This window comes from Mycetocola sp. Y719 (assembly GCF_056713205.1).
Map to the genome: position 1 here is coordinate 725,065 of NZ_JBWYGY010000001.1, position 13,737 is coordinate 738,801.

General features: G+C 66.4%; 8 protein-coding genes. 5 read left to right on the forward strand and 3 right to left on the reverse strand.

Annotation, left to right across the window (positions count from 1 at the left end):
* Positions 1-13: 13 nt before the first annotated feature.
* Together glgX and ybaK are read left to right on the forward strand one after the other, a co-directional pair.
* Positions 14-2,068 carry a glycogen debranching protein GlgX gene (glgX, locus tag AC1M0F_RS03340; protein ID WP_480236777.1) on the forward strand — a complete coding sequence of 685 codons (2,055 nt, stop codon included), beginning with the start codon at positions 14-16 and terminating at the stop codon, positions 2,066-2,068.
* Between the two features lie 2 nt (positions 2,069-2,070).
* Positions 2,071-2,559, forward strand: a complete 489-nt coding sequence (gene ybaK / locus AC1M0F_RS03345) for a Cys-tRNA(Pro) deacylase (RefSeq protein WP_480236778.1) — start codon at positions 2,071-2,073, stop codon at positions 2,557-2,559.
* Between the two features lie 24 nt (positions 2,560-2,583).
* On the opposite strand, the gene glgP is transcribed toward ybaK, so the two are convergent.
* Complete coding sequence (gene glgP / locus AC1M0F_RS03350; protein WP_480236779.1) at positions 2,584-5,148, reverse strand: alpha-glucan family phosphorylase; 2,565 nt, start codon at positions 5,146-5,148, stop codon at positions 2,584-2,586.
* A gap of 129 nt (positions 5,149-5,277) precedes the next feature.
* Between glgP and AC1M0F_RS03355 the strand changes: the two genes are divergently transcribed.
* Positions 5,278-7,329, forward strand: a complete 2,052-nt coding sequence (locus tag AC1M0F_RS03355; protein ID WP_480237353.1) for an alpha-1,4-glucan--maltose-1-phosphate maltosyltransferase — start codon at positions 5,278-5,280, stop codon at positions 7,327-7,329.
* A complete protein-coding gene (gene glgB / locus AC1M0F_RS03360) occupies positions 7,326-9,590 on the forward strand; it encodes a 1,4-alpha-glucan branching protein GlgB (RefSeq protein WP_480236780.1) in 2,265 nt (754 codons plus the stop codon). Before AC1M0F_RS03355 ends, glgB begins: the two co-directional genes overlap by 4 nt.
* Before the next feature lie 93 nt (positions 9,591-9,683).
* Here glgB and AC1M0F_RS03365 read toward each other — a convergent pair whose 3' ends face one another.
* Both AC1M0F_RS03365 and AC1M0F_RS03370 read right to left on the reverse strand, forming a co-directional pair.
* Entirely contained in the window at positions 9,684-10,637 is a 954-nt protein-coding gene (locus tag AC1M0F_RS03365) for a co-chaperone YbbN (protein ID WP_480236781.1), read from the reverse strand.
* Positions 10,637-12,478, reverse strand: coding sequence for a DUF8094 domain-containing protein (locus AC1M0F_RS03370; RefSeq protein ID WP_480236782.1), 1,842 nt, complete (start codon positions 12,476-12,478; stop codon positions 10,637-10,639). Before AC1M0F_RS03370 ends, AC1M0F_RS03365 begins: the two co-directional genes overlap by 1 nt.
* A gap of 203 nt (positions 12,479-12,681) precedes the next feature.
* Here AC1M0F_RS03370 and AC1M0F_RS03375 point away from each other — a divergent pair, with 203 nt between their 5' ends.
* A complete protein-coding gene (locus AC1M0F_RS03375) occupies positions 12,682-13,728 on the forward strand; it encodes an AI-2E family transporter (protein WP_480236783.1) in 1,047 nt (348 codons plus the stop codon).
* Positions 13,729-13,737 lie beyond the last annotated feature (9 nt).

Sequence of the window (13,737 nt, forward strand, 5' to 3'; positions counted from 1 at the left end):
TACTCTAGAACGCATGACTCCGACCGATTCCCTGCACGATCTCGGCGTCCGAGTCACGTCTCACGGTGGTGAGTTGCGCGTCTGGTCGGCAAGTGCCGACTCGATGGAACTCGTCATCTTCGACGACACCGACCCGAACTGGGTGACGAAGACTGTACCGATGCACCGGAACGCCGAAAACGTGTGGGTGGGCCGCTCGCGGACCCTCCGCGCCGGCACCCGCTACTCGATCCGCGCATCCGGACCGTCCTCCCCCACCGCCGCATTCAATCCGTCGCGCTTGCTCATCGACCCGTATGCGCGCGGTCTTGTGCGCGTGGCAGCCGGCCAGTACCGGTCCGCCGTCGTCGACACGGACTTCGACTGGGGTGACGTGGCAAAGCCGGCCGTTCCCCTCGACCGCACGGTCATCTACGAGGCGCACGCCAAGGGCCTGTCGAAACTCAACCCGCACGTGCCTGAGGCGCTTCGCGGAAGCTACGCCGGTCTCGCCCACGAAGCGTCGATCGGGTACCTCACCGACCTCGGCGTCACCGCGGTCGAACTCCTGCCCATCCACGCCTTCGTCTCCGAGCAGCGGCTCATCCGGCAGGGGCTCACCAACTACTGGGGATACAACACCCTCAACTTCTTCACCCCTCACGCTCCATACGCCTCGAAGACGGCACAGGCGAAGGGGCCGGATGCCATCCTCCGCGAATTCAAGGGAATGGTCAGGCTGCTGCATGAGGCGGGCATCGAAGTGATCCTCGACGTCGTCTACAACCACACCGCCGAAGAGGGCAGGGGCGGGCCGACCACGAGCCTCAGGGGCCTCGACAATGACGCTTACTACCGGCAGAACGCCGCAGGCGACTACATCGACGTCACCGGCTGCGGCAACAGCCTCGACACGTCCCACCCCGCCGCAAGACGCCTCGTCATGGATTCCCTGAGGTACTGGGCGAACGAGGTCCAGGTCGACGGCTTCCGGTTCGACCTGGCCGTGACACTCGGCAGGGACGAGCAGCACGCGTTCTCTCCCCACCACGAACTCCTCACCGACATCGTGTCGGACCCGGCGCTTGCCGGAGTGAAGATGATCTCGGAACCGTGGGATGTCGGCATCGACGGCTGGCAGACCGGCAACTTCCCGACCGGCTGGATCGACTGGAACGACCGGTACCGCGACAGGGCACGCAACTTCTGGCTGTCCGATGTCGACTACGCCAGACGTGCGAGCACCGCCCCGGTCGGGATCGGCGGCTTCGCCACCCGCCTGGCCGGGTCGAGCAACACGTTTTCGGCGGAACGGGGACCGCTGGCATCCGTGAACCTCATCACGGCCCATGACGGATTCACCCTCGCGGACCTCGTCTCCTATGACGTGAAGCACAACGTGGGCAACGGGGAGTCGAACCGCGACGGCACCGACAACAACCGTTCGTTCAACCACGGGGCTGAGGGACCGACCGCGGACGCGAGCATCCTGGCCACCCGGCGGAAGGCGATGCGGAACCTGCTCGGCACCCTGCTGCTCTCGGCGGGTGTCCCGATGCTCACCGCTGGAGACGAATACGGCCGCACCCAGCGCGGAAACAACAACGCATACTGTCACGACTCCGAACTCACCTGGCTGAGCTTCCCGGTCGACAAGTGGCAGCACAACCTGCGGGCGCACACCCGCCGCCTGATCGAGCTCAGACGCGAGAACCCTGCCCTCCGGCCGGTCCGCTTCGGCCGGTTCGGTGAGACCGTTCCGAGTGCGAGCCAGATGGACTGGTACGACCAGTCAGGACAGACGATGAGCGAAGACGATTGGACGAGTGCACGCAACCGCACGATCCAGTACGTTGCGGCGAGCACCCCTGAGGTGGAGGAGTTCAACCGGATCCTGCTCATCGTCCATGGCGTGGAGTCCGGGGTCACTGTGACGCTTCCCGCCCACGACGCCGTCACCAGATACGAACTTCTCTGGCGGAGCGACGATGAACTCCCGATCGACACCGTGTCCGAATTCGCCCCAGGCGACACCGTCGACGTCGCCGCCACCTCGATGCAGCTGTTCCGCGCGGTGTCCGGGGAGTAGCCGTGGCGAAGAAGACCTCGGCGGGCACGCCGGCGACCGCGGCTCTCACCGCACGGGGCATCAAGTTCACCCCCCACCCGTACGAACACGACCCAGCCGCCCCAAGCTATGGTCTCGAGGCGGCCGACGCACTCGGCGTCGAGGCCGACCGGGTCTTCAAGACGCTACTGGCGGATGTGGACGGGGCCCTCGTCGTCGGGGTCGTCCCTGTGACCGGGCAGCTGGACCTCAAGGCGCTGGCGTCGACCGTGGGCGGCAAGCGTGCGAGCATGGCGGATCCGGCCGTCGCCGAACGCAAGACCGGCTACGTCATTGGCGGGATCAGCCCGGTCGGCCAGAAGACCCGTCTGCGCACGGTCGTCGATGAAACGGCGACACTCTTCCCCACGGTCTTCGTATCCGGCGGGCGCCGCGGTTTCGACATCGAGCTCTCCCCCGATGACCTGGTCCTGGTCACGGGGGCGTCGTTCGCCCCGATCGCCAGGCCCTGACCCGCCTGGCGTCGTGCGACCGGCTCAGGCGACCGCGATGAGCCCCAGTTCTGCCGGGCTGGCAAGAAGAGGATTCTTCGGAACCACGCGCACGCTGTAGCCGAAGCCGCCGGGGCGGTTCAGGCTCACCGTTCCTGCGAACAACCACTCGCCCGGGTCGGACGAGTCCGTCCCTTCCGTCTCCGCCTCGAGGTCGGCCGTCTGCACATCCTGGAGATCGTCACCGTTCGCGCCGCTCCGCCCGTAGACGACCTGGACCGACACGTCGTCGGGTGTGAGGCTGCCGAGGCGCACGATGGCGCGGAGATGAAGTTCCTCTCCCACCTGCGGTGTGAGGTCGAGACCGCCGGATTCGACGTGCGCGATGGCGACGCCAGACCAGGCCTCCGTTACGCGGGCCTTCCACTCGGCGAGCTGCCTGGCGTTCTTGAATCCATCCTCACGCAGCACCGTGTTGCTGGCGAACGCAGGGCGGTAGAGCGACTCCACGTACTCACGGACCATGCGGTCGGCGCTCAGCTGCGGAGAGAGCGTCGACAGGGTGTGCCGGATCCTCCGCAGCCAGTCGACCGGCAGCCCGTCTGAGTTCCGGTTGTAGAAACGCGGAGCGATCTGGTGCTCGATCAGGTCGTACATGGACTCCGCCTCGAGCCGGTCGCGTTCCTCCGCGTCCGCAGTGACCGCAGACGGGATGGCCCAGCCGTTGTCGCCGTCGAAGAACTCGCTCCACCAGCCGTCGAGGATCGACAGGTTCAGCACGCCGTTGAGCGCTGCCTTCATCCCGGAGGTTCCGCACGCCTCGAGCGGGCGCAAGGGGTTGTTGAGCCAGACATCGGTGCCCGGATAGAGCTTCTGCGCCATCGAGATGTCGTAGTTGGGCAGGAAGACCATGCGTTCGCGGATCTGCGGATCCTTGGCGAACTCGACGATCTTCTGGATCAGCCGCTTGCCCTCGATGTCGGCGGGATGCGACTTGCCGGCGATGACGATCTGCACGGGCCGATCCGGATCGAGCAGGATCTTCCGCAACCGGTCGGTGTCGTGCAGCATCAGGGTCAGCCGCTTGTACGTCGGTACCCGTCGCGCGAACCCGATGGTCAGGACACGCGGGTCGAGGAGCGTCGAGATCCAGTCAGGGGCCACGCCACCCGGGTTCTGCTGACGCCATGCGCGCTCGAGCCTCCTGCGAGCATCGGTGACGAGTTCCTGGCGCATGTCGTTGCGGACGGACCACAGGTCGGCGTCCGACACCGACGGGTTCGCCCAGTCGGCGTTCGCGGTGTCTGCGGTGCCGAGGTTGCGGATCGCGAGGCCGGTCAGCTGCGGGGCGGTCCAGCTCGCCGGGTGGACACCGTTGGTCACCGAGGCGATCGGCACGTCTTCGGTGTCGAAGCCGGGCCAGAGGTCACTGAACATCTGCCTGCTCACCTCACCGTGCAGCTGAGAGACGCCGTTCGCCCGCTGTCCCAGCCGCAATCCCATCACGGCCATGTTGAATGCGCCGTTCTCGCCTGCGCCCGGCTCGCGCCCGAGGGCGAGCACGTCTTCCACTGCGACCCCAGGCAGAAGGTCGGTCTCGAAGTACCGGCGGATGAGGCCGGCGTCGAACCGGTCGATCCCAGCGGGAACCGGCGTGTGCGTCGTGAACACGGTCCCTGCGCGCACCACCTGGAGCGCTTCGGTGAAGCTCAGGCCGCCGCGGATGAGGTCACCGATCCGCTCGACGCCGAGGAATCCGGCGTGACCCTCATTGGTGTGGAAGACCCGGGGCGGCTGGACCCCTGCGCGCTCCGCCCAGGCGCCGATCGCCCGGACTCCGCCGATGCCGAGCAGGAGTTCCTGCTGCAGGCGGTGCTCCTCGGACCCGCCGTACAGTCGGTCGGTGACGTGCCTGAGATCGTCCGTGTTCTCCGGGATGTCCGAATCGAGCAGGAGAAGGGTCACCCGCCCGACGCGTCCCTGCCAGACGCGGGCGCTGAGCACCTCGTCGTCAGGGAGCATGAGGGTGACGATGACCGGGCTGCCGTCCGGCTGGCGGAGCACGCGAAGCGGGAGCCCGTCCGGGTCGAGGATCGGGTACGTCTCCTGCTGCCAGCCGTCCGGGGACAGCGCCTGGCTGAAGTATCCGGCGCGGTAGAACAACCCGACGGCGACGAGCGGGACCCCGAGGTCCGAAGCACTCTTGAGGTGGTCGCCTGCGAGGATTCCCAGACCGCCCGAATACTGGGGCAAGGCGGCAGCGATGCCGAACTCGGGCGAGAAGTAGGCCACGAGCTCGGGCTTGTCCCCCTCGAGCCCCTGGTACCAGCGTGGCTCGGTGAGGTACCGGGAAAGATCGTCCCTGAGCGCGTTCGCGCGTTCGACGAAAGCGTCGTCAGCCGCCAGCTGGTCGATGCGCTCCTGGGTGATCTGCCCGAAAAGGCTGATCGGATCGTGCTGGAACTCGCGCCAGGCATCCGGTGCGATCTCGGAGAACAGATCCTGGGTGGGTTCATGCCAGGCCCAGCGGAGGTTGCCTGCGAGTTGCTCGAGTGCTGACAACCGCTCAGGGAGCGCCGGGCGCACTGTAAAACGTCGAATCGCCTTCATTCGTTCAGCCTAGGCGAGCGGGGTGAGCCGGGAGCAACACTGCGGCCATATTGGCTCGGCGGAGTTTGGTCAAGGCAGCGACTCTCGTCGCCGATTCGGGGTACGGTCGGACGTGTGGCGAAGAAAGCAATGAATACTGCGGCCGGACCTGTCAAGGCCGCGCCCGCTCAGTCAAACGTTCGCACGGCCCAGGGAATCGGAAGGATTCCCGTACTCGGCCTCTCCCCTGTCGTATCCTGCGGCCGATGGCCCGCTCGCGGCTTCGTCGGTGAGGTGATCCCCTTCCGAGCGACCGCGTTCAGGGAAGGTCATGACGCAATCGGGGTGGAGCTCCTGCTCACCGACCCCGCCGGCGTGACGACACGGCATCCCATGCACATCATCACCGTCGGACTCGACGATTATGAAGCCCTCGCCCGAGTCGACAAGCAAGGCACGTGGACCTTCAAGGTCCGCGCCTACTCCGACGATTTCGAGACCTGGCACCACAATGCCGCGATCAAGATCCCAGCAGGGCTGGACGTCGAGCTGATGTTCACCATCGGAGCCCAGCTGCTGGAGCGTGTCTCCGCCGAGGCCTCCCGTCCGGCAGACGAGCGAGCATACCTGGCGCAGAAGGCCGCGGTCCTCGCCGCGACGGATGCCCCGCTCGATGAGCGCACCGCCGTCCTCGAGGACGCACGCCTGCACGACATCGCCAGGCGGCGGCCGATGACGACGATCTCGAGCGTGTCAGAAGAAGCGGTGGTCCGCGTGGAGCGGACGCGCGCAGGCCTGGGTTCCTGGTACGAGTTCTTCCCCCGGTCAGAAGGAGCGAAGAAGAATGCGGACGGGTCCTGGACGTCCGGGACGTTCCGCACCGCTGCCAAGCGCCTCCCCCCTGTCGCCGCGATGGGCTTCGACGTCGTCTACCTGCCGCCGATCCACCCGATCGGGAAGACCTTCCGCAAGGGCCCCAACAACACACTCACCCCCGGCCCGCACGACCCCGGCTCCCCCTGGGCCATCGGTTCTGCCGACGGTGGTCACGACGCCATCCACCCCGAACTCGGGACGGTTGCGGACTTCCGCTACTTCCTCGGCCAGGCCGCGAAGAACAACATCGAGATCGCGATCGACCTGGCGCTGCAGGCCTCCCCAGACCACCCCTGGGTCACCGAACACCCGGAGTGGTTCACGACCCTCCCCGACGGCACCATCGCGTACGCAGAGAACCCGCCGAAGAAGTACCAGGACATCTATCCGATCAACTTCGACAACGACCCGGAAGGCATCCGTGCCGAGGTGCTCCGGATCGTCCGGTACTGGGTCTCTCTCGGGGTGAAGATCTTCCGCGTGGACAACCCGCACACGAAGACCGTCGAGTTCTGGGAATGGCTCATCGCCACGGTCAACGCCGAGGACCCCGATGTCATCTTCCTGGCCGAGGCCTTCACCCGCCCGGCCATGATGCAGGCTCTCGCGCGCGTTGGCTTCCAGCAGAGCTACACCTACTTCACCTGGCGGAACACGAAGGAGGAACTCGAGGAGTTCTTCACGACGATCAGCAGCGAGACGGCCGACTTCCTCAGGCCCAACCTCTTCGTCAACACCCCGGACATCCTCACCGAATACCTCCAGTTCGGCGGGCCCGCCGCGTACACGATCCGTGCAGCTCTCGCGGCTACCGCTGCTCCGGTCTGGGGCGTGTACTCCGGATTCGAACTGTTCGAGAACGTTGCACGCCCCGGCGCCGAGGAGAACATCGACAACGAGAAGTTCGAGTTCAAGCAGCGCGATTTCGACGCCGCGGATGCCGCAGGAAGATCCCTGTCCCTGTACCTCGGGATGCTCAACGGGATCCGCCGCGAACATCCCGCGCTGGGGCAGCTGCGCAATCTGCACCTCCACTCGAGCGACGACGATTCGATCCTCGTGTACAGCAAGCACCTCGCCGCCGAGTTCACCGACAGCGGCGAATCCGACACCATCCTGGTCGTCGCGAACGTCGACCCGCACTCGGTGCGGGAGACCACGGTACACATCGACAGTTCCGCGTTCGGCCTCGGACCAGGGACCCCGTATCAGGTCACCGACCTCATCACCGGCGCGAGCTGGACGTGGGGCGAGCACAACTTCGTGCGCCTCGACGCGTTCACCGAACCGGTCCACATCTTCCACGTTCAGGAGGCCACCCAGTGACCGATCCCACCACACCCGCAACGACTCCTTCACAGAGCACGACCCCGCCGAAGGCAGCCGCCGCCAAGGCGACACCGCCGACGCAGGCATCCGCGCCCCAGGCGCCGTCGCAGCACGTCCTCGACTCCGTCGCCACCGGCTCGTACTACGACCCGCACTCCGTCCTCGGACAGCACCCGTACGGCGACCGGACCGTCGTCCGCACTCTCCGGCCGCTTGCCCGGACGGTCACAGCCGTCCTCGACGGCGGGGAGAGGGTCGAACTCAGCCACCTGCACAACGGCATCTGGGAGGGCAAGCACTCCGCCGGCTTCCCCGACTACGCCGTCGAGAGCGACTACGGCGACGGTGTCCTCTGGACCACGGATGACCCGTACCGGTTCTCCCCCACCATCGGCGAACTCGACCTCCACCTGATCGGTGAAGGACGCCACGAGCAGCTCTGGGAGGCGCTCGGCGCGCACCTCGTCGAACACTCCGCCGGAGGGGCAGCCGTCGCAGGCACCGCGTTCAGCGTGTGGGCACCGCACGCGCAGGCCGTCCGTGTCATCGGCGAGTTCAACGGCTGGGACGGGCGCCTTCACTCCCTCCGCAACATGGGGCCGACGGGCGTCTGGGAGCTTTTCGTTCCCGGGCTGGCCGCAGGAACCCTGTACAAGTTCGAACTGCTCGGAGCCGACGGCAACTGGGTCCGCCGCGCCGACCCCATGGCGCGTTTCACCGAGACGCCGCCTGCGACGGCATCCGTTGTCGGCGAGTCCAGCCACGAATGGGCGGATGCCGCGTGGATGGATCACCGCGCAGCCACAAACCCGCACGACGGACCGATGAGCATCTACGAGATGCACCTCGGCTCGTGGCGCCCAGGACTCGGCTACCGTGACGTCGCGGACCAGCTGATCGAGTACCTCCGCGCCCTGCACTTCACGCACGTCGAGTTCATGCCCCTGGCGGAGCATCCGTACGGCGGTTCGTGGGGATACCAGATCACCGGGTACTTCGCCCCGACGAGCCGGTTCGGCCACCCGGACGACCTCAAGTATCTCATCGACCGACTGCACCAAGCCGGCATCGGCGTGCTCATGGACTGGGTGCCAGGACACTTCGCGACGGACGAATGGGCGCTGGCACGTTTCGACGGCCAGGCGCTGTACGAGCACCCAGACCCTCGCCGCGGAGAGCACAAGGACTGGGGCACGTACATCTTCAACTTCGGCAACAGTCAGGTGCGCAACTTCCTCGTTGCCAACGCCCTGTACTGGCTGGAGGAGTTCCACGTCGACGGCCTCCGGGTCGACGCCGTCGCCTCGATGCTCTACCTCGACTATTCGCGCGAAGAGGGCGAGTGGTACCCGAACGAGCACGGTGGCCGCGAGAACCTCGAGGCCATCAGCCTGTTGCAGGAGGCGAACGCCACCGCATACAAGCGCAACCCGGGCGTCGTGATGATCGCCGAGGAATCCACCAGCTGGCCGGGCGTCACCGCTGCGACCTCAGCCGGTGGTCTCGGTTTCGGCATCAAGTGGAACATGGGCTGGATGCACGACTCGCTGCAGTACATCAAGCACGACCCGATGTATCGCTCGTACCACCACGGCGAACTCACCTTCAGTTTCGTCTACGCGTTCAGCGAGAACTTCCTCCTGCCGATCAGCCACGACGAGGTCGTGCACGGCAAGGGGTCGCTCCTCTCGCGGATGCCTGGGGACCACTGGCAGAAGCTGGCGAACATGCGCGTGTTCCTCGCGTTCATGTGGGCCCACCCGGGCAAGCAACTGCTGTTCATGGGTTCGGAGTTCGGCCAGCCGTCCGAATGGTCGGAGGCCCGCGGCCTCGACTGGTGGATTCTCGACCAGCCCAGTCACCAGGGCCTGTTCAGCCTGGTCGGCCAGCTCAACGGCCTCTACGGCGAGAACTCGGCACTCTGGGCCCGCGACAACGACCCGGGCGGTTTCGAGCTGCTCGACGGCGGCGACTCGGCCAACAGCGTCGTGTCGTTCCTGCGCAAGGATCACGACGGGAACACCATCGCGGCCCTGTTCAACTTCTCCGGCGCGCCGGTCGGCCCGTACCGCGTCGGCCTGCCTGAGTCCGGCGAATGGGAAGAGCTCCTCAACACGGACGCCGCCGAGTTCGGCGGCTCAGGTGTCGGGAATTACGGCACTGTCGTCGCCGTCGACGAGCCGTGGGCGGGGCGCCCGGCCTCGGCCGAACTGACTCTGCCGCCGCTCGGCGCGCTCTGGCTCAAACGCCGCCGGTAGGACGCCCGCACGTTAAAACACCCGCTCCGGTCGAGAGCATCAGTTGCAACTGGTGTCCTCGACCGGAGCGGGTGTTCTCGTTGGAGTCCGGCGCTAGAAGAGCAGGTTCGTCAGTCGCGCACGAGCGCGGACGACCCGCGGGTCGTCCAGCCCGGCGACCTCGAAGAGCTCGAGGAGCCGCGTACGGATGGTGTTGCGTCCGTCGGCGTCAGCGCCCTCGAACAGTGTCAGCAGCCGGTCGAAGGCGTCCTCGACGTGACCGCCGGACAGGTCGAGGTCGGCGACGTCGAGTTGCGCGTCGAGGTCGTCCGGCCCTGCGGCACCCGCTGAGCGGATCTGTTCGATCGTCTTCCCCTGCAGGCGATCGAGAAGGCTCACCTGGGCGAGCCCTGCGACGGCCATCTTGTCCGTGGGGTTCTGTGCGATCGCGGTCGTGTACGCACGGATCGCCCTCGGATAGTCGCCCTGCTCGATGGCGTCGTACGCCTCGGCGTGCAGCGGCGGCAGCGGTGGTTCGACCGGTTCCTCGGCTTCGACCGGTACCCCGGAGACGGATGCCGCCCCGGTGACGCCGCTCTGCGCGGCGGCCTCGAGCACCTGGTCGAGTACCTGCCTGACCTGGTCCTCAGGAAGCGCGCCTGCGAACAGCTGCAGGGGCCGCCCGCCGATGAGCGCGACGGCGGCTGGCACCGACTGGACCTGGAAGGCCTGGCGCAACTGCAGGTTCGCCGTGACGTCGACGGTGACCAGAAGGAGCCGGCCGCCGTAACTCCGCACGATGGTCTCGAGCTCAGGTGTCGGCGAGCCCGCCCACAGGTCGACGACGATCGGCACGTTCATCGACAGGTCGAGGAACTGGCTGAAGTTGGCGTCTGTGCCTTCGAGCACGAGCGAGGGAACGTCGACAGCGGCGCCTGGCGCAGGAGCCGCTCCGGGCCCTGCAGGCGCCGCGGGGCCCGCTGGAGCGCCCGGCTGGTTCCGGTTCACGAGGCTGGAGAGATCGACGGCGCCGCGCAGGTGTTCAGCGGCCGGCTGGATCCCATTCATCAGAGTTCCGCCGCCTTCGTCAGGCCCTGGCTGAAGCCCAGCAGGCGGATCTTCTCCGTGCTGCCGGCGGGCGGGACGTAGAACAACAACTGGTCACCGTAGGTCGACTGCACACCCTTCTCCGTTTCTGTCACACCGCTCAACGCCGCTACGGCGCCGGCGAGTTTGATTTTCGCACCGGCCTCGACCGGTTTCACCACTTCGGTCTCCACGATGTTCACCGCGACGATGGCGCCCGACTCGTTCGTGGCGAGGGCGATGGGAGACATCGTGCCTGCTGCCGTTGAGAACTCGATCGTCGCGGTCGTGGGGAGGGCCTTCTTCTTCGCAGCCCTGTCGGCGGTGATCGCCGTGCGCAGGGAGTCTCCCTCGGCGTCGAAGAGATCGAAGTACTCGCTCTCCTCACCGTTGGTGATCACGTCTGCGTATGCAGCCGCGAGCTGGTCGGGCGGAAGCACCTGGAACGTCGAGTCAGGCGGAAGCTGCGCCGTCCCGATCGTCGCAGGGGCGACATCCGGGATCTGGGCATCCGGTTCGAGCCGGACCGCCGACTGGATCTCGTAGTTGGCCCTCGGGCTGTCCTGAACGAGCACGATGGCGGTCGGGGCGATGGTCTCGTCCGACTGGTCGTGGACGACCGTCATGACGGTGCGCGGCCAGGTGTCCGTCGCCTGGGGCAGGGTGAGCCCGCCTGGCGCCGCGGGGATCGGGGTCGGCAGTGCGAAGTCCGTGATCGTGCCCCGAATGGCGTAGTTGGCCGTGCGTTCGTCGAGCGCAGGCCCAGCGAACCGGGTGCCAGCGAGTGCCGGGTCGAGTTCGGCGTCTGCTTCGAGGGCGACACCTGAGATCCGGGCAACGATGCGTTCGAGCTGCGGGGCGGTCACTGCGGGGGCCGGCTGGTCCTCGTCTGGGATGACGTCGGTGGGCGTGGGCGTAGCGCTGGGGTTCCCCGTACCGGAAAGATCAGGCCAGAACCCGGCCGAACAACCGCTGAGGGCCAGTGACGTCACCAGCACGACGGGCACGACCGCGATCATCGACTTGCGGCCCACCCGCTTGCGTTTCGGGGCACTGCCGTGCTGCTTGTCTGACTTGTACCTGGACGGCTTCGGCACCTTGGGCATCTTCTCCATTCCCGGTCCTGCGGAGATACTCTTCCGGCGAGGGCCGCGGGACTTGCGCATGTGGTGGATGCCGAGGAGGTAGAGCACGAGGCCGCCGATCAGCAGGATGATGCCGCCGACGATCAGCGGGCCTGCCCACGGCGTCGCATTGTTGAGCGGCCAGGAGACCTGGACGGTGTCCGGTGCCGGGTCGGTGCCGTTCGAGGCGATGATCACGGAGACGTCCTCAGGGACGCTGATGGTCGCGAGGACGGCGCCTTCCTCGGCGTATTCGGCGAGCCACAGGTCGCTGCCTGCGGGGTCGGCCAGTGCTTCTGCCGCCGCCTGCTCTTCCTCGGTCAGGGGCTCGCCATCCTCTCGCGGGTCGGTGTCGTCGGCGTCGACGACCTCGGGGGTGACGACGGATGCCGTGAGGCTCCCCTCTTCCGCCGTGTCGACCGAGAGTTCGTTGTACGACGACCCGTCCAGCCATGCGATGACGTCGGCCGTCCTGCCGTATGCGAGGAAGACATCGTCCGCTCCGGAGACGGTCAGCGATTGCTGACCCGGCTGCGACGCCAACTCCTCACCGCTGATGACGGTGTACGGCAATTCGCCTTTCACCGTCGTCTCGACGGCGTAGGTCGACGGGCCGAGGAAAACCGTGCGTTGGGCGATGCCCAGCACGATCATGGTCGCGGCGACCACAAACGCCAATATCGCGAAAACGAAGCGCACTACATCTCCTTCTGGGTTGCGACCGCAGGGGCGGTGCACCCGCAAATCCTCAGGATTCCGGGCCGGTAGCAACAGGACAGACGTTTCAGCGTAGTCGAAATCCCTGAGAGGCCGCTTAATGCGACCACCCGCCCTCGTGCGATGCTGTCGCGCGCCCACTGGCCAGTACGATTGGCTGACGTTGTGCGATGGAGGATCTGCAAGTGAAGATTTCGAACCCGTTCCGGGTCGGCCTGATCGGCACTCTCGGTGTCGGGCTCGGGCTGCTCATCATCGTCTCGGTGATCAGTCTGCAGACGATCCTCAGTTACATCGGCGCTGCCATCTTCATCTCCCTCGGCCTCGACCCGATCGTCTCGTGGCTCGAGAAGAAACGATTCCCCCGGTGGGCAGCACTCGTCACCGTCATCGTCGGCGTGCTCGCCCTCTTCGCCGGGCTGGTCTGGATGGTCGTGCCGATCATCATCGACCAGATCTCCGAGCTGATCAGGATCATTCCAGGATTGCAGGCGCAGTTCCAGGACTATCCGCTTGTGGAGGTCCTCTCCGACCAGTTCCCCGGCATCGACGTGCGGGCGATCATCGAGGACGCAGGCAATTTCCTCACCGACAACATCACGAACATCAGCTCGGGCGCCATCCAGGTCGTCCTGGCGATCGGCTCGACCTTCTTCGGCGCGCTGATCATCCTGATCCTCACCATCTATTTCACGGCATCCCTCGGCTCGATCCAGCGTGGCCTGTACCAGCTGATCCCCGCAACGCGTCGTGAGCGTTTCGCCGACCTCGCCGAGCAGATCACCGATTCCGTCGGCCGCTACGTCATCGGCCAGGTCAGCATCGCAGCGTGCAACGGCATCCTGAGCTTCATCTTCCTGTCGATCATCGACGCGCCGTTCCCGCCAGTGCTCGCGTGTATCGCGTTCTTCTTCTCGATGATCCCCCTCGTCGGAACGCTGACCGGGTCGATCATCATCACGCTCGTCTGCCTCATCCCAGGCCTGGGCTCGCCCGTCACGGCACTCTGGGCTGCGATTTACTACCTGATCTACATGCAGGTCGAGGCGTACGTGATCAGTCCGAATGTCATGAAGCGGGCGGTCGCCGTGCCCGGCGCCGTCGTCGTGATCGCCGCTCTCGCCGGCGGTGCGCTGATGGGGCTCCTCGGAGCGCTCATCGCCATCCCGACGGCCGCCGCTGTCCTGCTCATCATCAAGCAGGTCGTGATCCCGCGGGCCAACGAACTCTAGTCAGGCGAC

What these genes read in the sequence shown, in the direction of transcription:
- glgP (WP_480236779.1), bottom strand. Translation starts at nt 5,148, where the DNA reads ATGAAGGCGATTCGACGTTTTACAGTGCGCCCGGCGCTCCCTGAGCGG.
- glgX (WP_480236777.1), top strand. Translation starts at nt 14, where the DNA reads ATGACTCCGACCGATTCCCTGCACGATCTCGGCGTCCGAGTCACGTCT.
- AC1M0F_RS03365 (WP_480236781.1), bottom strand. Translation starts at nt 10,637, where the DNA reads ATGAATGGGATCCAGCCGGCCGCTGAACACCTGCGCGGCGCCGTCGAT.
- AC1M0F_RS03355 (WP_480237353.1), top strand. Translation starts at nt 5,278, where the DNA reads ATGAATACTGCGGCCGGACCTGTCAAGGCCGCGCCCGCTCAGTCAAAC.